The sequence below is a fragment of the Serpentinimonas sp. SSL01 genome, from assembly GCF_056323735.1.
Window position 1 is genome coordinate 2,191,931 of sequence record NZ_CM150487.1, and the last position, 23,946, is coordinate 2,215,876.

18 protein-coding genes and 1 pseudogene are annotated in these 23,946 nt (G+C 69.6%); 7 read left to right on the forward strand and 12 right to left on the reverse strand.

Annotation, left to right across the window (positions count from 1 at the left end):
* Window positions 1–72 precede the first annotated feature (72 nt).
* Entirely contained in the window at window positions 73–987 is a 915-nt protein-coding gene (locus ACVMK0_RS10320) for a UPF0149 family protein (RefSeq protein WP_476463745.1), read from the forward strand.
* 84 nt (window positions 988–1,071) lie between these two features.
* On the opposite strand, the gene ACVMK0_RS10325 is transcribed toward ACVMK0_RS10320, so the two are convergent.
* The 5 genes from ACVMK0_RS10325 to apaG form a co-directional block, all read right to left on the reverse strand.
* Window positions 1,072–1,569 (reverse strand): CinA family protein, encoded by a 498-nt coding sequence (locus ACVMK0_RS10325; protein ID WP_045536834.1) that lies wholly within the window; start codon window positions 1,567–1,569, stop codon window positions 1,072–1,074.
* A 25-nt stretch (window positions 1,570–1,594) separates the two neighbouring features.
* A complete protein-coding gene (locus tag ACVMK0_RS10330; RefSeq protein ID WP_045538035.1) occupies window positions 1,595–2,077 on the reverse strand; it encodes a phosphatidylglycerophosphatase A family protein in 483 nt (160 codons plus the stop codon).
* Between the two features lie 128 nt (window positions 2,078–2,205).
* Window positions 2,206–3,129, reverse strand: a complete 924-nt coding sequence (locus ACVMK0_RS10335) for an NUDIX hydrolase (RefSeq protein ID WP_476463746.1) — start codon at window positions 3,127–3,129, stop codon at window positions 2,206–2,208.
* 170 nt (window positions 3,130–3,299) lie between these two features.
* Window positions 3,300–4,319, reverse strand: a complete 1,020-nt coding sequence (thiL, locus tag ACVMK0_RS10340) for a thiamine-phosphate kinase (protein ID WP_476463747.1) — start codon at window positions 4,317–4,319, stop codon at window positions 3,300–3,302.
* Between the two features lie 24 nt (window positions 4,320–4,343).
* Window positions 4,344–4,733, reverse strand: a complete 390-nt coding sequence (apaG, locus tag ACVMK0_RS10345) for a Co2+/Mg2+ efflux protein ApaG (protein ID WP_045536841.1) — start codon at window positions 4,731–4,733, stop codon at window positions 4,344–4,346.
* A 186-nt stretch (window positions 4,734–4,919) separates the two neighbouring features.
* On the opposite strand from apaG, the gene rpe reads away from it, so the two are divergent.
* The 3 genes and pseudogenes from rpe (at window position 4,920) to ACVMK0_RS10360 (ending at window position 9,406) form a co-directional block, all read left to right on the forward strand.
* Window positions 4,920–5,597, forward strand: a complete 678-nt coding sequence (gene rpe / locus ACVMK0_RS10350; RefSeq protein WP_476463748.1) for a ribulose-phosphate 3-epimerase — start codon at window positions 4,920–4,922, stop codon at window positions 5,595–5,597.
* A gap of 1,259 nt (window positions 5,598–6,856) precedes the next feature.
* Window positions 6,857–8,101: pseudogene (locus tag ACVMK0_RS10355) on the forward strand (methyl-accepting chemotaxis protein); the annotation flags it as partial.
* A gap of 84 nt (window positions 8,102–8,185) precedes the next feature.
* Window positions 8,186–9,406 (forward strand): MFS transporter, encoded by a 1,221-nt coding sequence (locus tag ACVMK0_RS10360; RefSeq protein WP_476464685.1) that lies wholly within the window; start codon window positions 8,186–8,188, stop codon window positions 9,404–9,406.
* Window positions 9,407–9,475: 69 nt separating this feature from the next.
* Here ACVMK0_RS10360 and hypE read toward each other — a convergent pair whose 3' ends face one another.
* From hypE to ACVMK0_RS10395, 7 genes are all read right to left on the reverse strand, one after another.
* Window positions 9,476–10,483, reverse strand: coding sequence for a hydrogenase expression/formation protein HypE (gene hypE / locus ACVMK0_RS10365; protein WP_082027470.1), 1,008 nt, complete (start codon window positions 10,481–10,483; stop codon window positions 9,476–9,478).
* Between the two features lie 89 nt (window positions 10,484–10,572).
* On the reverse strand, window positions 10,573–11,742 hold the full coding sequence (hypD, locus tag ACVMK0_RS10370) for a hydrogenase formation protein HypD (protein ID WP_045536849.1): 1,170 nt from the start codon (window positions 11,740–11,742) through the stop codon (window positions 10,573–10,575).
* Window positions 11,739–12,008: a HypC/HybG/HupF family hydrogenase formation chaperone gene (locus ACVMK0_RS10375; RefSeq protein ID WP_250961211.1), complete on the reverse strand. Its 270-nt coding sequence runs from the start codon at window positions 12,006–12,008 to the stop codon at window positions 11,739–11,741. Before ACVMK0_RS10375 ends, hypD begins: the two co-directional genes overlap by 4 nt.
* On the reverse strand, window positions 11,999–13,357 hold the full coding sequence (locus ACVMK0_RS10380) for a Kae1-like domain-containing protein (RefSeq protein WP_476463749.1): 1,359 nt from the start codon (window positions 13,355–13,357) through the stop codon (window positions 11,999–12,001). The genes ACVMK0_RS10375 and ACVMK0_RS10380 overlap by 10 nt, the downstream gene beginning before the upstream one ends.
* 38 nt (window positions 13,358–13,395) lie before the next feature.
* Complete coding sequence (hypB, locus tag ACVMK0_RS10385) at window positions 13,396–14,517, reverse strand: hydrogenase nickel incorporation protein HypB (RefSeq protein WP_476463750.1); 1,122 nt, start codon at window positions 14,515–14,517, stop codon at window positions 13,396–13,398.
* A gap of 78 nt (window positions 14,518–14,595) precedes the next feature.
* Window positions 14,596–14,943 (reverse strand): hydrogenase maturation nickel metallochaperone HypA/HybF, encoded by a 348-nt coding sequence (locus ACVMK0_RS10390; RefSeq protein ID WP_045536857.1) that lies wholly within the window; start codon window positions 14,941–14,943, stop codon window positions 14,596–14,598.
* 26 nt (window positions 14,944–14,969) lie between these two features.
* Complete coding sequence (locus ACVMK0_RS10395; RefSeq protein ID WP_045536859.1) at window positions 14,970–15,581, reverse strand: HupE/UreJ family protein; 612 nt, start codon at window positions 15,579–15,581, stop codon at window positions 14,970–14,972.
* Window positions 15,582–15,992: 411 nt separating this feature from the next.
* On the opposite strand from ACVMK0_RS10395, the gene ACVMK0_RS10400 reads away from it, so the two are divergent.
* The 3 genes from ACVMK0_RS10400 (at window position 15,993) to ACVMK0_RS10410 (ending at window position 23,931) form a co-directional block, all read left to right on the forward strand.
* Window positions 15,993–18,932 (forward strand): PD-(D/E)XK nuclease family protein, encoded by a 2,940-nt coding sequence (locus tag ACVMK0_RS10400; protein WP_082027365.1) that lies wholly within the window; start codon window positions 15,993–15,995, stop codon window positions 18,930–18,932.
* 71 nt (window positions 18,933–19,003) lie between these two features.
* Entirely contained in the window at window positions 19,004–22,843 is a 3,840-nt protein-coding gene (locus ACVMK0_RS10405) for a UvrD-helicase domain-containing protein (RefSeq protein ID WP_476463751.1), read from the forward strand.
* A complete protein-coding gene (locus tag ACVMK0_RS10410; RefSeq protein WP_476463752.1) occupies window positions 22,840–23,931 on the forward strand; it encodes a DMT family transporter in 1,092 nt (363 codons plus the stop codon). Before ACVMK0_RS10405 ends, ACVMK0_RS10410 begins: the two co-directional genes overlap by 4 nt.
* Window positions 23,932–23,946 lie beyond the last annotated feature (15 nt).

Below are 23,946 nucleotides of genomic sequence, written 5' to 3' on the forward strand. Positions count from 1 at the left end.
AGGCAGAATGGGCCGATAAACGAGCCCAGCGGCTACACTGGTTGCCTACAAGCCCAAGCCACCCGGCCCCCCATGAACACCCTCCGCCCCACCGAAGCCCCCCTTGCGCCAGCCGCAAACGCGCCGGATGCCGCAGCCGCCGACGGCCAGCCAGCCACAGATTGGGCCCCAGCCCACGCCAGCGATACCAACAGCGACACCCAAACCGATCTCAGCCCACAAGATCTCGACGAACTCGACGAGATTTTGATGCACCTCAGCCAGTGCAACGACGGCGGGCCCTCGTGGGAATTCCTAGAGGGCTACATGGCCGGGCTGCTGTGCTGCCGTCGCCGCATCGAAGCCGACGAGTACTTGCCCGCCGTGCTGGCCGACCCCGACAGCGGCTACTTCGGGCCAAAGCTGTTCCAGAGCCCGGCGCAGCACCAGCGTTTCCTGCAGCTGTGGCAGCGCCGCTGGGAGCAGGTGCAGGCTGCGCTGGATGCGCCCGTCGATGCCCTCGACGACCCACTCGCCTACGCGCCCGAGCTGATCGACCTGCGCGCCGTCGTGCAATCACTCAGCCCCGAAGAACGCGCCGAATTCTGCGCCGACCTCGGCGAAGAGCAACACATCCCCGCCTTCGCGCAGCTGTGGGCCATGGGCTTCATGGCCGTGGTGCAGACCTGGCCCGAAGAATGGCAGCCACCGCGCGACCGCGAACTGGCCGAGTGGATGGAGGAAGCGCTGGACTGCATCGAAGCCCTCAGCGGCGACGACCTCGACCCACCCACCCTGAGCCCCCTCGACGACAACGCCCCGCCCAGCGTCAGCCAGCAGCGCATGGACGCCTACGGCGCCGCCCTGTGGGCCGCCTACGACCTGCGCGAAATCGCGCTCACCCTAGGCCCGCGCGTGTCGCCACAGCGCAAAACCGAACAACCCGGCCGCAACGACCCCTGCCACTGCGGCAGCGGCAAAAAATTCAAGAAGTGCCACGGCGCCTGAGCAAATAATGCCCCCGCCGGCCGCAGCGCCCCGCCGCAGCCAGCCAAGCCCTACCACCCCAATCCACCGCCTCCGCCGCAGAAATCAACCACCGGCAACCTGCTCCAACAACCCCTGCAGCGCACAGCGCACCGCCGCCGCACGCACCGCCGCGCGATCGCCCTCGAAGTGCAGCGTCTGGCTGCGCACCCCAGCCGGGGTGGCCCAGCCCAAACACACCGTGCCTACCGGCTTGCCAGCGCTGCCGCCCAACGGCCCAGCGATGCCGCTCACCGCCACGCTCACCTGCGCCAGCGAGTGCCACAACGCCCCTTCGGCCAGGGCGCGCACCACCGGCTCGCTCACAGCGCCGTGCTGCTCGATCAGCGCTGGGCTCACGCCCAAGTGCGCGCTCTTGGCGGCATTGGAATAGCAGACAAAACCGCATTCAAACCAATCGCTGGCGCCACTCAGGCCCGTGCAGGTGGCCGCGATCAGGCCGCCGGTGCAGCTCTCGGCACTGGCCATGCGCCAGCCGCGCGCGCGCAGCGCCGCCCCCAATTGTTGGCACACGTCAATCAGTTGCGGCTCCAGCGTGTTCATGCGTCCCCCTCAAACTCAACCGGCATCAAAAAAACAAAAACCGCCACAAAGCCAACACCAGCAGCGTGCAAAAAGCCGCCACCAGATCGTCGAACATCACCCCCCAAGCCCCGCCCCAGCCGCGGCCCTTAAAGGCGCGGTCGGCCCAAGCCACCGGTTCGGGCTTGACGGCGTCAAAAAATCGAAACAGCGCAAACGCCAGCAACTGCCCCAGCCAGCCAGCCGGCGCGATCAGCCACAGCACCAGCCAAAAGGCCACGATCTCGTCGATCACGATGTAGCCCGGATCGTTGGCACCGCTTTGGCGCAGCGTGATGGCCGTGGCCCACCAGCCCAGCAGCAGCGCGGCCGCAATCATCAGCCCCCAGGCCCAAGCGGGCGGCTGCCACAGCAGACTGACCCACACGAACAGCGCCCACGCCAGCAAGGTGCCGACGGTGCCGGGCGCACGCGGGCTCAGACCGGCACCAAAGCCCAGCGCCAGCGCGTGCGCCGGATGCGCCAACATGAAACGCAGCCCCGGCGGGCGCAGAGGCTCGATGGCAGCCTCGGACACCGTGGTGGGCTGTGCGGGGTGCGGGGGTGGGCTGGGCGGGGCGGGTTGCGCCACAGGCTCCGGAGAATGGGGCTCGGGATTCATGCAAACCAGCCCTCAAAGCCATCCACCGGCTCAAAGCGCCGGCCCAGCACGCGCAGCCTGGTGGGGCCCGGCAGCAGGCGCTCGGGCTGCGGGTGGCAGGGGTCGCCGGGGTAGCACAGGCCGCGCAGCGCGCCTTCGGCAAAGGGGGCGGGCTCGATGCACGGGGCGCGCCGCGCCAGTGCCTGCTGCCACGCCGCCGCCGCGCTGTCGAAGCGCGCCAGCTCGGCCAGCGCCATCAGCTGCGGCGCGATCAGCTCCAGCTCGTGTGCCCAGTGGCGCTGCAGGGCCTCGCGCGGGGCCAGCCAGAGGGCCTCCACCGCCTCGCGCTGATCGGGCTGCGCCTGCTGCCCCGGTGGCAGCAGGGCGAGGAAAAACCGGGTGTCAAAGCGCGCCGTGCCCACCACCGGGCTGCGCGGCGTGATCCAACGCGACCACGGGCGCAAGGCCGCCGTGTGGGCCTGCAAGCCGTGCGCGTGCAGCGCCTCGGGCCAAGGCAGGCCTGGTTCAAGGCGCTTCTGCAAATCCAGGGGTGGCCAGCACCCCAGGGAGCGTGCCCTTTCCGCAGGCGCCGCCAGCAGCACCCCGGCCTCCTCGTGCAGCTCGCGCAGCGCCGCCAGATGCAGCCCGCGTGCCTGTGCGCTGGGCGTGTGCGGCTCGTTGAGCTGGTGGGCAAAATCGGCCTCGGGCTGGTCGAGCACCGGCAGCCAGTCGGGCGTGCAATCGGCCGCATCGAGCTTGCCGCCCGGAAACACGTAGTAGCCGCCCAAGACCTCGGTGCCGGAGTGGCGGCGCAGCAGCAGCACCTGCAGCCCATCGCAACCCTCGCGCAGCAACAGCACCGAAGCCGAAGCGCGCGGCGGCCGGGTTTCCTCCTCATCCGGGGCAGGGGCGGCTTGGGGGCGGGCTGTGCTCGGGCTCATGGCGCCATTGTGGCACCGTCAGCGGCACCAGTCTGCGTCGCTGGGCACAACACGCCGCAGTCTCCGAATATGGCAGCCCCCTTGCGGCTTGGCCGCCTGGCCGCCTGGCCGCCTGGCCGCTTGAGCGCGCTGGGCGAGGGCCAAGCACAGGCACAGCCAAGTCCCGCCGCTCAAGCAAAGTGATCGAAACCCTGGAGCTCGACCCCGGGCGGCAGCGCGTAGGGCTGCAGGCGCGCATCCACCAAGCTGCACTGCGGCCCCGCGTCGCTGGCCGCCACGATGCGGCCGATGCGGCTCAACTCCAGCCCGAGCTCGCGCCCGAGGCGCTCCAGCGCCGGGCGCGCCGCCACCGGCGCGGTGCACAGCAGCTCGTAGTCGTCGCCCCCAGCCAGCAAGCAGGTGAGCGCCAGCGCGGGCTGCACCAAAGCGAGCGCGCGCACGTCGGGGCCCACGGCGGGGCTGGCCAGCAGGGCGGGCACATCGAGCTGCGCCGCCACTCCCGAGGCACGCAGCACATGCCCGAGGTCGGCCAGCAGGCCATCGCTCAAGTCGATCGCGGCGTGCGCCAACCCGCGCAAGCCCTGCCCGAGCGCCAGCCGGGGCTCGGGCCACTCCAGCCGCTGGCGGCAACGCGCCAGCGCCGCCTCGGGCAGGCGCCAACGCCCGCGCAAAGCCTCCAGCGCCAGCCGCGCTTGGCCCAAACTGCCGCTCACGTACAGGTCGTCGCCCGCCAAAGCGGCGTTGCGGCGCAGCGCCAGCCCCGGTGGCAGTTCGCCAAACACCGTGATGCACACGTTGAGCGGCCCAGCGCAGGTGTCGCCTCCCACCAGCGCGCAGCCGTGCGCGTCGGCCAAAGCCAGCAGGCCGGCGGCAAACTCCTGCACCCACGGTTCGTCGATTTTGGGCAGCGCCAGCGCCAGCGCAAAAGCCAGCGGCCGCGCGCCCATGGCCGCCAGGTCGCTCAGGTTCACCGCCAGCGCCTTGTGGCCAAGCGCGCGCGGCGCCACATCGGGGAAGAAATGCCGCCCCGCCACCAGCATGTCGGTCGAGACCGCCAACACCTGGCCCGGGCTAGGCTGCAGCAGCGCGCAGTCGTCGCCATTGCCCAGCCGCACCCCAGCGTGCGCGCCGGGCTGCGCCAAGGGGTGCTGAAAATAGCGCCGGATCAGCTCGAATTCGCCCAGCGCCATGCGTCCCCCTCAGCCTTGCAAACTTCAGTGGAGCGACGACGAGCCGGCCACGCCCTCGGCGCGCAGCACAAAGGCCGCCACCGGAACCTCGAAGCGCTGGCCATCGACCGCGACACAAAAGAAGTGCCCGCTCATCAGCCCCATGGGCGTGCGCAGCGGCACGCTGCTGCTGTAGCGAAAGGCCGCGCCGGGTTGCAGCAGCGGCTGCTGCCCGACCACGCCCAAGCCATCGACGGTCTGGGTCTGGCCGCGCGCGTCCTCGATCTCCCAGTGGCGCGCCACCAGCTGCGCCGCCACCTCGCCGCTGTTGCGGATGGTCACGGTGTAGGCAAACAGGTACAGCGGCGCGGCCGGGTCGGATTGCTCCGGCACGTACTCGGGCTCGACTTCGCAAGTGAATTGATAGCGTGACATGCCCTGATTGTGCCTTCATGCACCGATCTGTGGCCAAGTGGTGGCACAAATCCATGCACGCCAGCAGGCCGAGCAGGCTCGTGCGACAATAAAACGTTTACGCCATTTCAGTTTGACATTGCGCTGCTTTCGTCCTGCCCAGCTCGCCCTACCCACCTCGCCCTCCCACCAGCCGCCGCCCCAGCCATGAGCACCTACCGCATCGCCCCTTCCATTTTGTCGGCCGACTTTGCCCGCTTGGGCGAGGAGGTGCGCAGCGTCATCGCCGCTGGCGCCGACTGGATCCACTTCGACGTCATGGACAACCACTACGTGCCAAACCTGACCTTTGGCCCCATGGTCTGCCAGGCGCTCAAGCCCCACGCGCAAAAGCCCGACGGCACCCCGGTGCCGATCGATGTGCACCTGATGGTGCAACCGGTGGATGCGCTGGCCGGCGCCTTCATCGACGCCGGGGCCGATCTGGTCAGCTTCCACCCCGACGCCAGCACCCACGTGCACCGCAGCGTGCAAGCCATCAAGGCGCGCGGCTGCAAGGCCGGGCTGGTGTTCAACCCGGCCACGCCGCTGGACGTGCTCGACTGGGTGATCGACGACCTGGATCTGATTTTGATCATGAGCGTCAACCCCGGCTTTGGCGGCCAAGGCTTCATTGATTCGGCGCTGCGCAAGGTCGAGCTGGCGCGCCGGCGCATCGAGGCCAGCGGGCGCGACATCCGGCTCGAGGTCGATGGCGGCATCAAGGCCAGCAACATCCGCCGCGTGGCCGACGCCGGCGCCGACACCTTTGTCGCCGGCAGCGCCATTTTTGGCCAGCGCGACTATGCCGCCGTGATCGCGCAGATGCGCGCTGCGCTGGCCTAAAGACGGGCTTCGGATCGGGCTCGGGCACCCCAAAAACCAGCGCGCACTGCGGACAAACCCGAAGTCATTTGATACCAGCGCCCGAATCTAGGGTTTTGTGATCAAATAGCGATCAGTCTATTTTGATCAGGCCTCGCTTTATGTCTGCTCTCCTGCGTTTTCCGTCTGTGCTGCGTCCCGGTGTGTGGGTGATGCAGCGCCTGCCCATGGGCTTTAAGCTGCTGGTGATGGCCGCGGTGCTGCTGGTGCCGCTCGCGCTAGCGGGGGCATTCATCATTTACAACCTCTGGGGCGAGCGCAGCTACACGCAACGCCAACTGCAAGGGCTGGAACTGCAACAAAGCCTGATGGGGTTGGCGCGGCCCTTGCTCGAACAGCAAGGTCAGGGGTATCTGCTGCTGGCCGGCCATGCGCCTGCCACGGCCGCGCTCGATGCCGCGCGCACGCAACTGCGCCCCGCATTGCAGGCATTGGAGCAGCAGGTGCAACGCCATGGCGCTGCCGATCTAATACAAAAGTGGCAGCCGCTGCGCGACGATATCCAAACTCTGATCAACCTCACGCCCACCGCGCGCAGTGCCAGCGACTGGTACAGCGCACACCAAAGCGCAATGGAGCGCTTGCACGATTTTGCCTTGCTCAACGGCGAAATCTCGGCCCTGCTGCTCGACGGCGAGCGCGCCGTGTTCTTCCTCGTCGATGCCTTGGTGCAGCGCCAGTTGCCGCTGCTGCAAGCCAGCGCGCATGTGCGCCACGAAGGCGCTGCGCTGCTGCTGCAGCATGAGGCCCAGGGGGTAAACGCCGAGCTGATCGCGCGCGCCATGCGACTGGGGGTACAGACTGAAAACATCAACCTTGTTTTGGGCCAGATCGAACAGCGCCTGGCTACCTTGCGCTCCCTCGGGCAGCCCGTACCGGCCGCTTGGCCAACCCTGCAAGCCGCCGCTACCGACTACAGCGCACGCGTGCGCGCGGGCATAGGCACCGGGACACTTGATGGCCCAGCGCAGCCACTCCTGGAGCAAGGCGGCCTGTTGCTGGTGGCACAAATGGACTTGAACCGCCAGCTGACTGCACAACTGCAAGAGCAGCTCGAGCTGCGCCAAAGCCGGCTGCTGTGGCAGCTGGCAGGCTTGGTGCTGGCCAGTGTGCTGGTGCTGCTGGCGCTGGTTTACGGCATGGCGTCGCTGTATATGGCCACGCTCGACGGCTTGCGCCAGCTCACCGGCGTGTCTGAGCGCGCCGCCCGCGGCGACCTGACCGGCAGCATGCAAATCGGCGGCCAAGACGAAATAGCACACATGGCGCAGCAGTTCAAGCGCATGCTCGACACCTTGTCGGCGATCGTAGCCGACGTGCGCAGCGTGGCGGCCGTGCTCAACCACATGGGCGAGCGCTTGGTCAAAGATGCCAGCAGCTTGTCGGACCGCACCCAGTCGCAAGCGGCCAGCCTGGAGCAAGCCAGCGCCAACATCCGCGAGGCCACCGAAACCGTCGCCCGCAATAGCGAAGGCGTGCTTGAAGTCAGCCGCGTCAGCTCCAGTTTGCACCAACAAACCGAACACGCCAGCGGCCTCATGCACCAGACCGTGAAAGGCATGGGCACGCTGCAACACACCTCCAAGCGCATGAACGAGATCATCGGCGTGATCGACAGCATCGCTTTTCAGACCAACATCCTGGCGCTCAATGCGGCGGTCGAGGCCGCGCGCGCCGGCGAGGCCGGGCGCGGTTTTGCCGTGGTAGCCTCCGAAGTGCGCTCGCTGGCCCAGCGCAGCCAGACCGCAGCCGGCGAGGTGCGCCAACTGATCGCCGAATCCACCAGCCGCGTGCAAACTTCGGTGACCGAAATCAACGGCGTCAACGCCGAAATGGAGCAGCTGGTGCGCGGCATCCGCGACATCACCCAACGCATCGACGCCATGGCCGTGGCCAGCAACCAGCAGGCGGCGGCCCTCAAAGAGGTGGCGCAAGCCATGACGCAGCTCGACAGCGTGACCAACGACAACGCCGCCATGGTCGAGCGCAGCGCGCACCACGCCGCCGATTTGCAGTCGCACACCACCGACCTCGAGCAAGCGGTTCAGCACCTGCACCTGACCCAAGGCACCGCCGACTTGGCGCGCCAGCTGGTGGAGCGCGCGTATGCCCACGTGCAGCAGGTGGGTTATGCCCGCGCCAGCGAAGACTTTTACCGTCCAGACGGCACTTTCATCGACCGCGACCTCTACATCTTTGTGCTCGACCGCGCCGGGGTGTACCGCGTCATGGGCGCCAACCGCGCCAAGACCGGCACCCGGGTGCACGATGCGCCGGGCATAGACGCCGAACGCTTCATGCGCGACATCTGGACCCAAGCCGAAGAGGGTGGCGGCTGGGTTGAATACAATATCGTCAACCCCTTGACCGGCGACGTGCGCGGCAAATCGTCTTTTGTGCTGCCGCTCAGCGACGACTTGCTGATTGGCTGCGGCGCCTACCGCAGCGCGCTCCAATCCGGCTGACACCCATACCCTAGCCCTTTGCCAACCGCCTCAGCTCCCGCCGACACCGCCGACCCTGCAGATTCGCCCGAGCTGTCGAGCCGCATGACGGCACCTGAGCGCCGCGCCAGCGCGGCGCTGGCGGCGATTTTTGCGCTGCGCATGCTGGGGCTGTTTCTGCTGCTGCCAGTGTTTGCGCTCGAGGCCGTGCACTACCCCGGTGGCGACAACCCGCTGCGCGTCGGGCTGGCGCTGGGCATCTATGGCCTGACGCAGGCGCTGCTGCAGATCCCCCTGGGCATGGCCAGCGACCGCTGGGGCCGCAAGCGCATCATCCAAGCCGGCTTGGCGCTGTTTGCCATCGGCAGCCTGGTGGCGGCTTGGGCGCCGACGCTGGAGTGGCTGACGCTGGGGCGGGCGCTGCAAGGTGCCGGCGCGATCTCGGCCGCCGTCACCGCCCTGCTCGCCGACCTGACGCGCGACGCCGTTCGCACCAAGGCCATGGCGCTGGTGGGCATCAGCATCGCGCTCACTTTTGCCCTGTCGCTGGTGGTGGCACCGCCGCTGGTGGCCGCCGTGGGCTTGGGCGGCTTGTTTGCACTCACGGCTGTGCTGGCGGTGCTGGGCATGTGGGTGGTGGCGCGGGTGGTGCCGCCCGAGCCACCGCGGCTGCCGACAGCGGCGCGCGCCAGCCTGCGCACGGTGCTGCTCGACCACCGGCTGGCGCGCCTGAACCTGGGCGTGTTCATGCTGCACGCGGTGCAACTGGCGCTGTGGGTGGCGCTGCCGGCGCTGCTGCTGCAAGCCGGGCTCGAGGCGGCCAAGCACGGCTGGGTCTATCTGCTGGCGGTGCTGGCGGCGTTTGGCGTCATGGGCGCGCTGCTGTTTAGGCTCGAGCGCCGCGGCTATCTGCGCGCGGTGTTTCTGGGCGCCATCGGACTGATCGCGCTGGCGCAGTTGGGTCTGTGGTGGAGCGCCAGCCTGGGCGCGCCGCCGCTGGCGCTGCTGGCGCTGCTGCTGTTCTTGTTTTTCATAGGCTTCAACACGCTCGAAGCCAGCCAGCCCAGCTTGGTGTCGCGCCTGGCCAGCGCAAGCCAGCGCGGGGCCGCGCTCGGGGTCTATAACACCTTGCAATCGCTTGGGTTTTTTGTCGGCGGGGTGGCCGGTGGGGCGCTGCTGGCGCTGTGGGGCATCGACGGCCTGTTTTTGGCCTGCACCGCCCTGACGCTGCTGTGGCTGCTGCTGGCCTGGGGCATGCCGGCGCTGCCAGCGAGTGCGCCGCAGCGGCGCGGTGCTGCGCTGGCCGCTACCGATACCAAAACATAGGCGGTACGGCAGCCGCCACAATGCCCAAGCCCAGTCCCGGTGAGGCAATGAGGCGTGCCCTTAAGCCCTTCAGCAGATGCGTGGCAACTGCTCGCCGCTGAGCCAATCGACGACGCGGCGCCCGCCAAACCGGGTGCGCATCTGCACAAACTGCTGCGCGTCGGCCTGCACGCTGCCGATCTGCGCGGCCTCGCGCGCCAGCGGGTGCGCGCGCATGGCGGCCAGCACCACCGGTGCGGCGGCCGGGTCGCAGATGGCCACCAGCTTGCCTTCGTTGGCGACGTAGAGCGGGTCGAGCCCGAGCAGCTCGCACGCGGCATCGACTTCGGGCAGCACCGCAATCGCGGCTTCGTCGAGCACCATGCCCACGCCCGATTGGCGCGCGATCTCGTTGAGCGTGGTGGCCAGGCCGCCGCGGGTGGGGTCGCGCAGCACGCGCACGGCGCCCGGCGCAGCGGCGAGCACTGCGGCCACTAGGGTGTGCAAGGCGGCGCTGTCGCTCTGCACGCTGGTGGCAAAAGCCAGCGATTCGCGCTGCGACAGCACCGCCACGCCATGCGCGCCGATGGGGCCCGAGAGCAGCACCGCGTCGCCTGGGCGCGCCTGGCGGCCGCTGATCGACACGCCAGCTGGCACCACACCCACGCCGGTGGTGCTGATAAAGACGCCGTCGCCCTTGCCGCGCTCCACCACCTTGGTGTCGCCGCAGACCACCGGCACGCCGGCAGCGCGCGCGGCCGCACCCATGGAGCGCACGATGCGCTGCAAATCGGCCAGCGGGTAGCCTTCTTCGATAATGAAGCAAGCGCTCAGGTACAGCGGCTGCGCGCCCAGCATGGCCACGTCGTTGATGGTGCCGTGCACCGCCAAGCTGCCCAGATCGCCCCCCGGAAAAAAGATCGGCGACACCACATGGCCATCGCAAGCCATGACCAAGCGCCCAGCGGCAGGGTCAAAGCCGGGCAGGGGCAGGCTGGCGCCGTCGTCGCCCTGGCGCAAGTACGGGTTGTCGAGCTCGGCCAAAAACAGCTCTTCGATCAACTGCGCCGCCGCCTTGCCGCCGGCGCCGTGCCCCATGTCGATGCGGCCGCGCTTGATGTCCAGTGGCCGCTGGTAGGGTTTGCGCGCGGCGTTGTCGGGGGTATCTGGGGTATCGGGGGGGGCGCTCAAGCTGGCACCTCGTCGGCTTGGGTGGGCACGGCGGCCACAATGGGGATGTCGCGAAAACGTCCGTAGGTGTAGTGCGCCGCGCACGCGCCTTCGCTCGAGACCATGCACGAGCCGATGGGGTTTTCGGGGGTGCAGACGGTGCCGAAAATCTTGCACTCGCGCGGCTCTTTGACGCCGCGCAAAATGGCGCCGCATTCGCAGGCCTTGTTGTCGGCCACGCTGCGGTATTGCAGGCCATAGCGTTGCTCGGCGTCGTAGGCGCTGTAGCGCGGCCGAATTTGCAAAGCCGAGTGCGCCAAGCTGCCCAGCCCGCGCCACTCGAAGCTCGGGCGCAGCTCAAACACCTGTTCCATCAGCGCTTGGGCGCGCAGGTTGCCGGTGGGAGTGACGGCGCGCGTGAACTCGTTTTCGACTTCGGCCCGGCCCTGGTTGACCTGGCGCACCAGCATCAAAATGGCTTGCAGCACGTCAAGTGGCTCAAAGCCGGCGATCACCACCGGCTTGCGGTAGTCGCGCGCAAAGCGGGCATAGGGCTCGGAGCCGATGACGATGCTGACGTGCGCCGGACCGACAAAGCCTTCGATCTCGGCCGTGGCGCCCTCGTCGGCGTGGGCACCGTCGAGGATGGCGCGGATGGCCGGCGGCGTGAGCACGTGGTTGCACATGACGCTGAAGTTGCGCAAGCCGGTGCGCTCGGCCTGATCGAGCACCAGCGCCGTGGGCGGGGTGGTGGTCTCAAAGCCGATGGCAAAAAACACCACCTCGCGCTCGGGCTGCTGGCGCGCCAGTTCGAGCGCGTCGGCGGCCGAATAGACCATGCGGATGTCGGCGCCGCGCGCCTTGGCCTTGAGCAGCGAGGCGCCCTCAGAGGCCGGCACGCGCAGGGTGTCGCCGTAGGTGCACAGGGTGATGGGCTGGCGCAGCGCCAAGTCGATGGCCATGTCGAGGCGCCCGATGGGCAGCACGCACACCGGGCAGCCGGGGCCGTGGATCATGCGCAGATTGGGCGGCAGCAGATCGAGCACACCGTAGCGCGAAATGGCGTGCGTGTGGCCACCGCAAAACTCCATGAAGCGGTAGCTGTGGAGCGGGTCGGCTTCGGCGCTGATGCGCGCCGCGATCTGACGCGCCAGCGCGCCGTCGCGAAACTCGTCGATGTATTTCATGGCGCGGGCACCAGCCGGCCGCGGGCGACGGCGGCGTCGGTGTTGTCGGCGCTGCGCTCGAGTTCGGCAAAAATGGCCAGCGTTTGCTGCGCTTCTTCGGGGTCGAGCAAGCCGATGGCGTGGCCGACGTGGACGATGACGTAGTCGCCCACCACGGCTTCGGGCACCAGCGCGAGCGAGACGCTCTTGCGGATGCCGCCGAGGTCGATCAGGCCTTGGTCGTCGCTCAGGCGCTCGACCAGCAAGGCGGGGATGGCTAGACACATAGGGGGTTCTCCTGGTAAAAGGATGCAGGGCAAGGGGCAGCGGCCAGCTCTTGCGCGGCCACCCAGGCTTGGCCCAGCGCCAGCCCGGCGTCGCCGCAGCCTTGTGCGGTTTGCAGATACACGTGCTGGCCGGCCTCGATTAGGCGCGCTTGCAGGCGCTGGCGCAAGATGCGGTTGTAAAAACAGCCACCAGCCAGCGCCACGCTGCGGGTCTGGCGTGCGCGGGCGGCGGCCAGCACCCAGTCGGCCAGGCCGTCGGCCAGGCGCAGGTGGAAGGCGGCGGCGAGGGCGGCTTGGGCGGCGATGGAGGGGGCGGGGGCGGTATGGGCGCTGGGCGGGGCAGCGGCCCTATCAGGAGCAGTGGGCAGGGTGGCATTGGCGGTGCGCCCGAGCCGCAAGGGTGCGGCCGCTTCGTGCAGCGCCAGCCAGAGCGGGCGCAGATCGAGGATCTGCGAGGATGTCAGGGGTGTGGCGGTGGCGTCGAAGCCGGTTCCGACGCCGGTTGCCGATTGCGTTGCGGCTCCGGGCAGCAGACCGGGCAAAGGCAGATCGGGCAGGGGCGTGCCGCGCTCCAGCGCCCGTGCCGCTGCCTGCTCCAAGGCCACGGCGGCTTGGGCTTCGTCGTCTTGCTCTAGGCACAGGCCGAGCGCGGCCGCAGCGGCGTCGAACCAACGCCCGGCGCTGCTGCTGAGCGGACAGTTCAGGCCGCGCGCCAGCATCTGTTGCACCGTGGCGGCGCGACTGGCGCCCACACGAGCGCCCCAGTGCGCGCCGATCTGTGCGCCTAGGCCGCAGGCGTGCAAGGCGCTGGCCGCCATGCGCCAAGGCTGGCGCGCCGCCTGGTCGCCCCCGGGCAGCGCCAGTGGGTGCAGGTGGCCCAGGCGCTTCCACTGGGCGCCCTCAAGCCAGAGCAGCTCGCCACCCCAGGCGCCGCCGTCGCTGCCCAGCCCAAAGCCGTCCAGCGCCAGCCCGAGCACCGGTTCGTCCAAGCCGTGCGCGGCCATGACGGCGCCGATGTGGGCCCGGTGGTGCTGCACGGCCACCGCCGGCAGACCGAGTTCGGCCGCCAGCTCCTGCGCCAGTTGGCTGCTGTAAAAGTCGGGGTGCAAGTCGTGCGCCAGCGCCGCCAAGGGGGGGCCGCCGCTGGCGCGTGCCTGCCGTATCAGCGCCAGCGCGGAGGCGCGCAGCGCCATACAGGATTGGGGGTCGCTCAGGTCACCGTGCACCGCCGTCCACTGCACCCGGCCACCTTGGCACAGACAGGCGCTGTTTTTCAGCCACGCCCCCAGTGCCAGCACGGTGGCAGCTGAGGGGGCAGGGGTGGCGGTGCGGCTCATCGGGGTGGGCATGAAAGGTCAGATGCTCAAGCGCTGGGCGCCTAGGCGATTCACCCGGGTGCCGCCGCCGTGTGACGCAACTGCGCCAATTCGGCTTCGAGCTGCGCCACGCGCTCGCGTAGGGCCTGCTCAGAGGCGTGACTGTGGCCCGCGCCGCGTTCATGCCCGTGCCCGTGCCCGTGCTCGTGGTCGTGGTCGTGGCCCAGCTCGTGCTCAAGCCAGTGCAACCAGTCGTCAAGGCCGGCGCCGGTGGTGGCCGACACCTGCAGCACCTCGATGCTGGGGTTGACGCGCCGCGCCAGCTCGATGCAGCGCGCCACGTCGAACTGCACATGCGGCAACAGGTCGATCTTGTTCAGGATCATGAGCCGGGCGGCGGCGAACATGTCGGGGTACTTGAGCGGCTTGTCCTCGCCCTCGGTGACGGACAGGATCGCCACCTTGGCGCGCTCACCCAGATCCCACAGCGCCGGGCAGACCAGGTTGCCGACATTTTCGATGAACAGCAGGCTGGGAGCGGTGTGTTCGTGGCCGTGGGCGTGTGCATGGCTGTGCCTGACGCCGTGCGCGTGCTGGTGGCCATGATCGTGGCCGTGTTCATGAACATGGGCATGGCGTTGCTCATGGCTGTGCTTGTGCAGTTGCGCAAAAGCCGCCGCCACCATGGGCGCGTCGAGGTGGCAGCCCTTGCCGGTGTTGATCTGGATCGCGGGCGCGCCGGTGGCGCGGATGCGCTCGGCGTCGAAGGCGGTCTGCTGGTCGCCTTCGATCACCGCCACCGGCAGCGCCGGGTGGCGCTGGCGCAGCGCCTCGATGGTGGCGCAGAGCAAGGTGGTTTTGCCCGATCCGGGGCTGGACACCAGGTTCAACGCCAGCACCCCGTGGGCCGCAAAGTGCTCCCGGTTGTGCGCGGCGATGCGGTCGTTGGCGCCCAGAATGTCGTGCTCGAGCTTGATCGCCCGCGCTTGGCTCAGACCAGGCACCGAGACCCTGGCCGCACCGGCGCCGTAGTCGAGGTCGCCACTGCGCGGGTCGATGCGCGGACCCGTTTCGGGCACAGGGGCATCGACGGCGGCGGACGTGGTTTGGGTGCCCGCTTGTGTCAGCGGCTTGTTCAGTTGCGCGGACGCTTCGTTGCGCCGGGTCTGGCTGCATCCACATACGACACACATGGTTCAAATCTCCTGGGTTGGGGGCGATTGGCGGGCACAATATCTCATCAAAGGGGTGGACCGCGCAGACCCGCAAGGTCAATCATCGCTCACTTGCAAGTCGAGCACGCGCAATTCCATGCCCCCGGTGGGCTCGAGCAAGTAACTCGAGCAGGCCGGGCAGGGGTCGCCGCGCTGGGCGATCGGCACACGCGAGTTGCAACCCAAACACCAAGCCTGCCCCGGGGTCTCGATCAGTTCGATGCGTGCGCCGTCGAGCCGCGTACCCGGCGCGATGCAGTCGAGGGCAAAGCGCAGCGCCGCCACATCGACCCCAGCCAGTTGCCCAACCTCGAGGCGCAATTCAAGCACACGGGCAAAGCCCTCGCGCTGCGCGCAGTCATCGACCAGTTGCAACACGCCCCCGGCGAGGCTGGCTTCATGCATGGCGCATGCCTTGGCACACAGTTGATTTAGGCCGCCAAATGGCCCGCCAACAGCAAGCCGCCACCAGCCAGCATGGCCCCGCCCAAACCCGTGACCGCTATTTGGCGGCTGCGCTCGGACAACCAGCGCTGCACGCCCAGGCCCAACAACATACCCGCGCCGTGCAACGCTGCGGTGGCCGCCACGATACCCAAGGCATAAGCAGCCAGGCCGGCGCCAGGCGCTGCAAAACCGTGCGACAAACCGTGCAACAGCCCAGCCAAAAGCACCAAGGTCAGCCCCACACCCAGCGGCAGGCGCTGGCGCGTGGCGGCCAGCAGCAGCAACACCCCGAACAACAACACCGAAAGCGCCAGCGCCCACTGCATGAAGGGCAGCATGAAACCCGTCAGTCCGAGCAGCGCCGCCAGCGGCAGCGCCAGCAAAAACAGCGTCGGGCCTTGCCAGGCTCTGCCGACCGGCAGCGCCAGCACGGCCCACAGCCCCACGGCCAGCACCGCCAACAGGTGATCGAGCGCAAAAGCGTGCGCCAGACCGTCTGTCAGCGTGTGGCCGCCGTGGCCAGGATGGGCTGCGGCAGCCCCGGCAGCCAGCAGGCCGCCGAGCAACACTGCAGTTCGAATGATTTTTGCTTGCATGGTAGTTGTCTCCTAAAAATTTGTGGGCACAGGCTAGGGATGCAAGGATCCAAGCAAACGCCAGGCCATTTTTTGCAAAACGGGTGTAAACCCTAGGAACAACGCACCGTGCCGTTGATTTCCCGCCATTCTGCAACAGCACAGCGCGCCGGTGTGCGCACACAGTGGGCACAAGCGGCAAGAATGCTTTGCACCCGAGCAGCCCAAGTGCAAGTCTGTTGTCCGCTTTAAATTCAGGCCCAAAATGCCTCACTCGGTTCTTTCCCCCTATGCCCGCCACTGCCAACCCCGATCAATAGGCCAACTCGTTTCAATCGATGCCCTGCCGAGTGCTAACGCGTGCATCCGCAGACGCTACACTGCCTTCAGCCACAAGGCCTCTAGGCCTTGGCACCCAGCTGCAGCGCCCCCATGAGCACCCATCAATCCACCGCAGCCACTTCATCCGCAAGGCCAGCGGAGCCGTGCCCCGCTTGGTTGCAAACGCTTTGCACCGATTCGTCCTTGGTGCTGTGCGCCACCACGCGCTTGGCCACCGAACTGCGCCAGCGCCATGGCCAATGGCAGGCCGCCAAAGGGCAGCGCAGTTGGCAGGCGCTGGATTGCCGCACCCTGGGCCAGTGGCTGGCGGCGCTGCGTCAACAGTGGTTGCTGCGCAGCACGCCGCCCATCCCCGAGTTGGCACGCACCCCCTTGAGCGCTTGGCAGGAGCGCGAGCTCTGGCAGCGCCTGATCGCGCAGCGCCTAGGCCCCGAAGCGCCGTATCTGTTTGACTTGCCCGCGCTGGCGCAGTCGGCGCAGCAGGCGCTGGCTTTGCAGCTCGTCTGGGACGTTGAGGTGGGCGCGCCGCCGCTGGCGGCCGAAGCGCAGCAGTACCTGCTGTGGCGCAGCGATTTTTGGGCCGAGTGCGCGGCGCAGGGCTGTGCCACCACCGAGCAGCTCGACCGCGCCACCGTGGACGCGCTGGCCAGCCTAGATCAAGCGCCTGCCGGGCCGGGCTGGCCTCAGCGCCTGCTGCTGGCGGGCTTTCCGCGCCTGAGCCCTTTGTTGCAAGCGCTGCTGCAGCAACTGCAGCGGCTGGGGCTGCAGGTGCAACAGCTGGCCGATGAGCCCGCTGCCGAGCGCATCGAGCTGCGCAGCTACCCCGACGCCGCCGCCGAGTGCCTGGCCGCCGCGCAGTGGGCGCAGGCGCAGCTGGCGCTCGATGCGCAGCGGCGCATCGCCATCGTCGCGCCCGATCTGCGCGCGCTGCGCTTGCAGCTGCACGACACGCTGCAAGACGTATTGGCCCCCGAGCTGCTGCACCCGCAGCGCGCCCAAGCCGCGCCGCCCTTCAACCTGTCGCTGGGCGCGCCGCTGGCCGAGCAGGCGCTGGTGGGGGGGGCGCTGGCGCTGCTGCAGTGCCTGGCGCGGCCCGACGAGCTCAGCCTGAACGACGTCGGCGCGCTGCTGCGCCACCCCTACTGGTCGGCGCCCGACGAGGCGCTGGTGCGCGCGCAGCTCGATGCGCGGCTGCGCAGCGCGCTGCCGGCACGGGTGGCGCTGGGGCAGGTGCTGGCTTGGGCCACGGCCCAGCGGGGGCGCTGGCAGGGTCCCGACCCAGCGCCATCGGAGCCCACCCAGCCCAATCAACTCGATCAGCCCAACGCGCCTGCCCCATGGCCCAGCGCCCAGCCCGCACCAGCGCTGTGCCTGCAGCACCTGCAGCACCTGCAGCAGCTCGCCGCCCGTGCCGCTGGCCAAAGCCACCCGCCCTCGCACTGGGCGGAGCTGCTGCCCGGCTGGCTGGAGCAGGCCGGCTGGCTGCACCGGCGCAGCCTCTCGAGCCCCGAGTTCCAGGCGCTGCAGGCGTGGCAAGAGGCGCTGGCCGAACTGGGCCGCCTCGACGCCTGCTGCGGCCCCTTGCGCCTGGGGGGCTGCGTGCAGCGCCTGCAAGCCTTGTGCCGCGAGCGCATTTTTCAGCCACAAAGCGTGGGCCAGCCGCGCTTGCAGGTGCTGGGCGCGCTCGAAGCCAGCGGCTTGCGCTTCGACGCGGTCTGGGTGCTGGGCTTGCACGCCGCCGCGTGGCCGCCGCCGCCGCAGCCCAACCCTTTGCTGCCCTATGCCGCCCAGCGCCGCGCCGCCAGCCCCAACGCCAGTGCCGCCGTGCAATACGCCTTTGCGCAGCAGGTGCAGCAGCGGCTGCTGTGTACCGCGCCGGCGCTGTGGCTGTCGTGGCCGCGCAGCGCCGAGGCGGCCCCGTGCCAGCCCAGCCCCTTGTTGGCGGATCTGCCCAGCGCCAGCACCTGCGAGGCAGCGCCAAACCCGCACTGGAGCGCGCAGGCGCTGCGCAGCGGCCAAGCGCTGGCGGCGCACACCACCCTAGACGATGCCTGGGCACCGCCCATGAGCGCCGAGGAAGCGGCGCGTGGCGGCAGCGCCTTGCTGCGGGCCCAAGCCCTGTGCCCGGCTTGGGCCTATTACCAATACCGGCTCGCGGCGCTGGGCCTGCCCGATGCCGCCGAAGACCTCGACGCACGCCAGCGCGGCAGCCTGATGCACGCCGCGCTGGCGCGGTTGTGGCAGGCGCTGCGCGACTCCACCACCCTGCACGACCTGAGCGCGGCCGCGTGCCAAGCCGCCATCGAGCAAGCCTGCTGCGGTGCCCTCGAGGACTACCTAGCCAAACCCGACCAGCCGCCGTTGTCGGCGCGGCGGCGCGCCCTGGAGCAGCGCCGCTTGGAGCGGCTGCTGCAGCGCTGGCTCGAGATCGAGCGCACCCGGGGCAGCGGCTTTGCGGTGGTGGGCATCGAAAAAAACGAGACCGTGGAGCTGTGCAGCTTGCAGCTCAAGCTGCAAATCGACCGCATCGACCAGCTCGACGACGGCCGGCTGCTGGTGATCGACTACAAAAGCAGCCCAAGCATCGACACCCGCAACTGGTCCAGCCAGCGCCTGAGCGAACCGCAACTGCCGCTCTACGCCACCTGCGCCACGCTGCCCCCAGGGCAGGTGGCTGGCGCCCTGTTTGCCAAGGTGCGGCCCGCCGACCCCGGCTGGGCCGGTCTGGTGGCCGACGACGCCGCCCACCCCCAGCCCAGCGCCCAAAGCACCCTGCGCTGGGACAGCAGCCGCAACCGCGCGCGCTACCCACCCACGCGCTTCCCCGGCTGGGAAGCGGTGCTGCAGCACTGGCGCGAGCGGCTGCAGGCGCTGGCCGCCGAAGTGCGCGCCGGCGACGCCGCTGTGCGCTTGGCCGACCCGGCGCAGCTGCGCCACTGCGAGGTCTTGCCGCTGCTGCGCCTGAGCGAGCGCCGCAGCCAGTGGCTGGCGCTGCAGGCCCAAGCTACCGCAGGCGCGCCCATGGCGTAGCTGCAACCACGCCCGCAGCCGCAGCCCAACCCAGACCGCCGAACCACCCGCCCTAGGCCCACGCCCCAGCCATGAACCCCGCCGCACCCGCGCCGCTGCCCACTTCCACATCCGAGGCCCGGCCAGACACCGGCACACCCGCTGATCCCGCTGTGCCAGACGACGCCGCTCTGCTGGAGCTGGACAAGGCCAACCGCCAACGGGCCATCGACCCCAGCTGCAGCTTCATCGTCGAAGCCCCGGCCGGGGCCGGCAAAACCGAGCTGCTGACGCAGCGCTTCTTGGCGCTGCTGCAGCACGTCGAGGAACCCGAGCAGATCGTCGCCCTGACCTTCACCCACAAGGCGGCGGCGGAGATGCGCGAACGCATCGTGGGCAGCCTCGAGCTGGCCGCCTTGGGCCATCCGCCCACCGAGGCGCACCGCCAACGCACCTACGAGCTCGGGCTTCAGGTGCTGCAGCACGAGCGCCAGCGCCAGTGGGGCCTGCTGCAGCAGCCGGCGCGGCTGCGCATCACCACCCTGGATGCGCTGTGCGGCCAGCTGGCGCGCCAGATGCCGCTGCTGTCGCGCCTGGGCAGCCAGCCCGGCATCGCCGCCGACGCCCAGCCGCACTACCGCCGTGCCGCGCAAGAAACGCTGCGCCTGCTCGATGCCGATGGGCCGCTGGCTGATTGCCTAGAGCGCGTGCTCGAGCGCTTCGACCACCAACCCGCGCGCTTGGGCGAGTTGTTGCAAGCCATGCTGGCGCGGCGCGAAGCCTGGCTGGCGCTGTGCCACCAAGGCGCCGACCTGCAGCAGGCCGAGGCCGCGCTGCGCGACCTGATCGACGACGAACTGCGCCGCCTCGTGGCGCTGCTGCCCGCCGGCTGGCAAGCGGCGCTGCAAACGGCTGCGCGTTGGGCCGCCGCGCACGCGCTGCAACAGCGCAGCACCCCAGACGCAGACGCGGCCCCAACCGAGGCGCCCAATCCAGCTGCCCAGCAACCGCTGCAAGCCGTGGCCGACTGGCAGCAGCCGCTGCGCGGTGACAGCGCCGAGCTGCCGCTGTGGCGTGGCCTAGCCGAGCTGCTGCTGACGCAAAAAGGCGGCCCGCGCCAGAAAATCCCGGCCGCCTACGGCTTGAGCGGCGCCGGCAACAAGGCGCTGGCGGCGGCCTTCAAGTGCGGCCTCGAGGCGCTGCCCGAAGCGGCGGCGGCGGCGCTTGCGCGGGTGCGGCGCTTGCCCGAGCCGCACTACGGCGGCAACGACCGCGCCTTCATCGCCGACCTGCTGGCCGTGCTCAAGGTGGCGGCAGCACAGCTCTGGCTGGTGTTTCAGCAGGCGCGCGAAGTGGATTTCGCCGAAATCGCCCTGCAGGCGCTGCACGCCCTGGGCCGCGCCGAGGAACCCAGTGAGCTGCAACTGCAGCTCGACCACCGCATCAGCCACCTGCTGATCGACGAGTTCCAAGACACCAGCCCGCTGCAAGTCGAGCTGCTCGAGCGCCTGACGGCCGGCTGGCAAGCCGGCGACGGCCGCACCCTATTTCTGGTGGGCGACCCGATGCAGTCGATCTACCGCTTTCGCAAAGCCGAAGTCGGGCTGTTTTTGCAGGTGCGCGCGCACGGCTTGGGCGCCATCCAGCCGCAGCCGCTGCACCTGTACCGCAACAACCGCTCGCAGCCGCCGCTGGTGCGCTGGGTCAACCAGACCTTTGCCCACGTCTTTGGCCCTCACGACGACCACCGCCGTGGCGCCGTGCGCTTCGCCCCGGCCAGTCCCACCCGCACCGGGCACCCGCTGGCGCGCGTGCAGTGGCACCCGCTGATCGAAAACCGCGCCACCAGCGCGCAGGCCAACGAGGGGGAAGGCGAACCGCAACCCGACGACGAACCCGGCAGCAGCGCCGAGCGCGAAGCGCAGCAGGTGCTGGCGCTGATCGCGCAAGCGCGCGCCGACGACCCCGACGGCAGCATCGCGGTGCTGGTGCGCGCGCGCCGCCACCTCGAGGCGCTGGTGCCGGCGCTGCGCGCGCTGCCGCAGCGGCTGGCCTTTCAGGCGGTCGAGATCGAAGCGCTGGCCGAGCGCCAACCGATTCAAGACCTGCTCATCCTCACGCGCGCGCTGCACCACCTGGCCGACCGCGTGCACTGGCTGGCGCTGCTGCGCGCGCCTTGGTGCGGCCTGACCCTGGCCGATTTGCACCTGCTGGCCGCCGACGCGCCACGCCACAGCGTCTGGCACCTGCTGCAAGACGGAGTGCGCTGCGCGCGCTTGAGCGCCGACGGGCAGCAGCGGCTGGCGCACCTGCGCGAGGTGCTCGGGCTGGCCTTGGCGCACCAAGGCCAGCAGCGGCCGCGGCGCTGGGTCGAGGGCGTGTGGCAGGCGCTGGGGGGGCCGCTCACCTTGGCGCAGGAAGCCGATCTGAACGACACCCAAGCCTACTTCGAGGTGCTCGATCGCTGCACCCGCCACGGCGTGCTGGAGCTCGAGCGCATCGAGGCCGAACTGGAGCGGCTCTACGCCGCGCCCGACCCCGACGGCGCCGCGCTGCAGCTCATGACGCTGCACAAAGCCAAGGGGCTGGAGTTCGACACCGTGATCCTGCCCGGGCTGCAGCGCAAAGCCCAGGGCGCCGACCGCGCGCTGCTCCTGTGGGACCAGGTGCTCGACGACCAAGGCCACGAGCGCCTGCTCTTGGCCACCCAGCCCGAGGCCGGGCACGACGGCCCCTCGATCTACGACTACCTGCTGGCGCTGGAAAACGAGCGCCAGCGCAACGAGGCCAAGCGCCTGCTCTACGTCGGCGCCACACGCGCCCGGCGCCAGCTGCACCTGCTCGGCAGCGCCACCCCCAACCCCAAAGGCGATGCCTTGGGCAAGCCCGCACCCGATAGCCTGCTGGCGCTGCTGTGGCCAGTGGCCGAAAGCGAGTTCGTGCGCGCCTGGCGCTCGGGACTGCAGCCGTGCGGTTCTGATGCCAGCGTCGGGAATGGCACCGATACGAATGCGGATGCTGGGGCGAGCCCAAAGGCGGATGCCGATGCGGATGCGGCAGCAGCCAGCGGCCCGGCGCGACCCACCTTGGCCGAGTACGCGCACCGACTGCAGCGGTTGAAGCAGCCCGGCTGGCCTGCAGCCTTGGCGCACCCCTCCACGTCAAACACCACTGCAGGGCCAGCCCTTGCCGCGGCGCCCCAAACCCCGGCAACCGAAGCCCCCACAGCCCCCACAGCCCCCACAGCCGCCACCCTACCCCGGCGTCCGGCGTCAGCCAGCCCAGACACAGCCTCCGCCATCGGCACGTTGGTGCACCGCTACCTAGAGCTGATCGCCCACGATGGGCCCGAGGCATGGCCCAGCACGCGCTTGCCACCGCTGCACGGCGCGATGCAGCAGAGCTTGCGTGCCCAAGGCCTGAGCGCGCCCGAGGCCACGGCGGCAGCGGATCGGGTGCAGCGGCACCTGCACACCACCCTGAGCAGCGCCGACGGCCGTTGGCTGCTCTCGGCCCACACCGACGCGGCCAGCGAATGCGCCATCGGCAGCGTTGTCCACCTCACCCCAGTACCGCCCCCAGCACCCGCCTTCGAACCCGGCCCTGAACCGGGCAATGAACAGCCCCCGAGCAGCGGCCACAGCCCCCACCCCCTGCACGTGATCGATCGCACGTTCGTGCACCAAGGCAGGCGCTGGATCGTCGACTACAAAACCACCGAGCACGAGCCCAGCGCACAGCGCAACGGCGATCTGGATACTTGGCGCGCCCAGTTGCAGCGTTACCGCGCCCTCTACGACGACGCCCTGCCGGTGCAGTTGGCGGTGTTCCTCACCCACAGCGGGCGCCTGCTGCGCTTGAGTGAAAACCAAGAGTCAAACCCGGTCATGCCCGATTGCCTTTCAGCCTCTGAGCCACCCAACGCCCGATGAACCGCGCCATTGCCTACGCGCTCGGTTCGGCGCTGCTGTTTGGCGCCAGCACACCGCTGGCCAAGCAGCTGCTCGACACCCTGCCGCCGCTGCTGCTCGGCGGCTTGCTCTACCTCGGGGCTGGGCTGGGTCTGCTGCTGTACCGGCTGCTGCGCGACCGCGGCTGGCGGCACCCAGGCCTGCATGGGCGCGACTGGGGCTGGCTGGGCGGCGCCATCGCCATCGGCGGCGTCATCGGCACCGCCACGCTCATGTTTGGCCTGCAGCACACCAGCGCCGCCAGCGCCTCGCTGCTGCTCAACCTTGAGGCGGTGTACACCGCGCTGCTGGCCTGGCTGGTGTTTCGCGAGCACGCCAGCGCGCGCGTGGTCACCGGCATGTTGGCCATCGTCGCCGGCGGGCTGCTGCTGGCTTGGCCGGCCGAACCCAGCGCCGCCGCAGCAGCCCTGAGCAACGGCCCAAGCGCTGGGGCCGCTAGCGCCTGGCTGGGGCCGCTGCTGGTGTCTGTGGCCTGCCTGTGCTGGGCCATCGACAACAACCTGACGCGCAAGGTCGCGGCCGCCGACGCCGTGTTCATCGCCGGCAGCCGCGGGCTGGTGGCCGGTTTGGTAAGCACGGCCGGGGCGCTGGCGCTGGGGGCGCCGTGGCCGCCTGTGGGCGCTGCGCTGGCCGCCATGCTGGTGGGGCTGCTGGGCTACGGCGTGAGCCTGGTGCTGTTCGTGCTTGCGCTGCGCGACCTGGGCACGGCGCGCGCCAGCGCCTACTTTGCCACCGCCCCCTTCATCGGCGTGGCGGTGGCGCTGCTGCTGCTGGGCGAGGCGACCACGTGGCTGTTCTGGGGCGCCGGACTGCTCATGGCCGTCGGCGTCTGGCTGCACCTGGGCGAACGCCACGCGCACCGGCACCAGCATGAGGCGCAGGAACACGAACACTGGCACCTGCACGACGCTCACCACGACCACACGCACGATAGCGCCAGCACCAGCGCAAACCCCGGCCTGCTCGGGCACCGGCACTGGCACCGCCACGAGCCCCTCACGCACCGCCACCCGCACTACCCCGACACCCACCACCAGCACCGCCACTGAGCGGCGGCAAACTGT

Bases quoted from the DNA above. Each gene is read 5' to 3' on its own strand.
- ACVMK0_RS10395 (WP_045536859.1), bottom strand. From the start codon at position 15,581: ATGCAAGCAAAAATCATTCGAACTGCAGTGTTGCTCGGCGGCCTGCTG.
- ACVMK0_RS10335 (WP_476463746.1), bottom strand. From the start codon at position 3,129: ATGAGCCCGAGCACAGCCCGCCCCCAAGCCGCCCCTGCCCCGGATGAG.
- hypD (WP_045536849.1), bottom strand. From the start codon at position 11,742: ATGAAATACATCGACGAGTTTCGCGACGGCGCGCTGGCGCGTCAGATC.
- ACVMK0_RS10405 (WP_476463751.1), top strand. From the start codon at position 19,004: ATGAACCCCGCCGCACCCGCGCCGCTGCCCACTTCCACATCCGAGGCC.
- apaG (WP_045536841.1), bottom strand. From the start codon at position 4,733: ATGTCACGCTATCAATTCACTTGCGAAGTCGAGCCCGAGTACGTGCCG.
- hypE (WP_082027470.1), bottom strand. From the start codon at position 10,483: ATGGGGCACGGCGCCGGCGGCAAGGCGGCGGCGCAGTTGATCGAAGAG.
- thiL (WP_476463747.1), bottom strand. From the start codon at position 4,319: ATGGCGCTGGGCGAATTCGAGCTGATCCGGCGCTATTTTCAGCACCCC.
- ACVMK0_RS10390 (WP_045536857.1), bottom strand. From the start codon at position 14,943: ATGCATGAAGCCAGCCTCGCCGGGGGCGTGTTGCAACTGGTCGATGAC.
- ACVMK0_RS10320 (WP_476463745.1), top strand. From the start codon at position 73: ATGAACACCCTCCGCCCCACCGAAGCCCCCCTTGCGCCAGCCGCAAAC.
- ACVMK0_RS10360 (WP_476464685.1), top strand. From the start codon at position 8,186: ATGACGGCACCTGAGCGCCGCGCCAGCGCGGCGCTGGCGGCGATTTTT.
- ACVMK0_RS10325 (WP_045536834.1), bottom strand. From the start codon at position 1,569: ATGAACACGCTGGAGCCGCAACTGATTGACGTGTGCCAACAATTGGGG.
- ACVMK0_RS10330 (WP_045538035.1), bottom strand. From the start codon at position 2,077: ATGTTGGCGCATCCGGCGCACGCGCTGGCGCTGGGCTTTGGTGCCGGT.
- ACVMK0_RS10400 (WP_082027365.1), top strand. From the start codon at position 15,993: ATGAGCACCCATCAATCCACCGCAGCCACTTCATCCGCAAGGCCAGCG.
- ACVMK0_RS10410 (WP_476463752.1), top strand. From the start codon at position 22,840: ATGAACCGCGCCATTGCCTACGCGCTCGGTTCGGCGCTGCTGTTTGGC.
- ACVMK0_RS10375 (WP_250961211.1), bottom strand. From the start codon at position 12,008: ATGTGTCTAGCCATCCCCGCCTTGCTGGTCGAGCGCCTGAGCGACGAC.
- hypB (WP_476463750.1), bottom strand. From the start codon at position 14,517: ATGTGTGTCGTATGTGGATGCAGCCAGACCCGGCGCAACGAAGCGTCC.
- rpe (WP_476463748.1), top strand. From the start codon at position 4,920: ATGAGCACCTACCGCATCGCCCCTTCCATTTTGTCGGCCGACTTTGCC.
- ACVMK0_RS10380 (WP_476463749.1), bottom strand. From the start codon at position 13,357: ATGCCCACCCCGATGAGCCGCACCGCCACCCCTGCCCCCTCAGCTGCC.